The organism is Stenotrophomonas sp. YIM B06876 (genome assembly GCF_030711595.1).
Lineage (GTDB): Bacteria > Pseudomonadota > Gammaproteobacteria > Xanthomonadales > Xanthomonadaceae > Stenotrophomonas.
Genome location: NZ_JAUJUJ010000250.1, coordinates 1 through 1,183 on the forward strand (window position 1 = coordinate 1; position 1,183 = coordinate 1,183).

At 64.6% G+C, this 1,183-nt stretch carries 1 protein-coding gene and 1 pseudogene; both read left to right on the top strand.

What is annotated here, in order from left to right; translation table 11 throughout:
• Positions 1 to 13 precede the first annotated feature (13 nt).
• Positions 14 to 148 carry a hypothetical protein gene (locus QZH66_RS16490; protein WP_345783867.1) on the top strand — a complete coding sequence of 45 codons (135 nt, stop codon included), beginning with the start codon at positions 14 to 16 and terminating at the stop codon, positions 146 to 148.
• A gap of 191 nt (positions 149 to 339) precedes the next feature.
• A pseudogene (locus QZH66_RS19070) lies at positions 340 to 1,183 on the top strand (hypothetical protein); the annotation flags it as partial.

The window sequence follows — 1,183 nt, forward strand, 5'->3', positions numbered from 1 at the left end:
CCGCCTGCTGCAGATCATGCAGGGCATCCACGCCGCCTGCCTGCAGTACGGCCGCCGCGCCGACGGCAGCGTGAGCTACATCGACGGCGCCAACGTGGCCGGCTTCGTCAAGGTGGCCGACGCCATGCTGGCGCAAGGCGTGGTCTGAGTCAGGCGCACTGCGCAATCGCCCCCAAAAAAGGAGCTTCGGCTCCTTTTTTTGTGTGCGCTGCCAAGATTTGAGACAGGCTAAGGCCCGGCTAAGACTTGCATTTGACAATCGAGTCCATTCCCACAAAGGAACAAGGCAGTCACCGCCATGCCTCTCGACGCCCTGCTCCGCAACGAGGCCGCAACACAATGAACACCACCGCCAAAACCATGGACAGGGCACTTGCCAAGGTGCCGCAAGTCACGCTGCTTTTCTGGATTATCAAGATTGCCGCCACCACGCTGGGCGAAACCGGTGGCGATGCAGTGTCCATGTCCATGCAGCTGGGCTACCTCACCGCCACCGCCATCTTTGCGGCGGTCTTTCTGGTAGCCGTCACGGCGCAGATCAAGGCCCGGGCCTTTCACCCCTTGCTGTACTGGGCCACGATCATCGCCACCACCACCGTGGGCACCACGCTGGCCGATTTTGCCGACCGGTCTCTGGGCATCGGCTACGCGGGAGGATCAACGCTGCTGCTGGCCCTGCTGCTGGGGTCGCTGTGGGTCTGGAAGCGCACGCTGGGTTCGGTGTCGGTAGACTCGGTCAGTTCGCCCCGGGTCGAGATGTTTTACTGGGTGACGATCATGTTCTCGCAAACCCTGGGCACGGCGCTGGGCGACTGGACCGCCGGCACGGCCAATCTGGGCTACACCGGCGCAGCAGCGGTGTTCGCCGCGTTGCTGGCGCTGGTGGTGGCGGCGTATTTCTGGACACGGGTATCGCGCACGGNGCACGGCGCTGGGCGACTGGACCGCCGGCACGGCCAATCTGGGCTACACCGGCGCAGCAGCGGTGTTCGCCGCGTTGCTGGCGCTGGTGGTGGCGGCGTATTTCTGGACACGGGTATCGCGCACGGCGCTGTTCTGGCTCGCTTTCATCCTCACACGCCCGCTGGGCGCCGTGGTGGGCGACTTTCTGGACAAGCCCATCAGCGCCGGCGGTCTGGCCCTGAGCCGCTACTCGGCTTCGATGGCGCTGTTTGCCTTTATC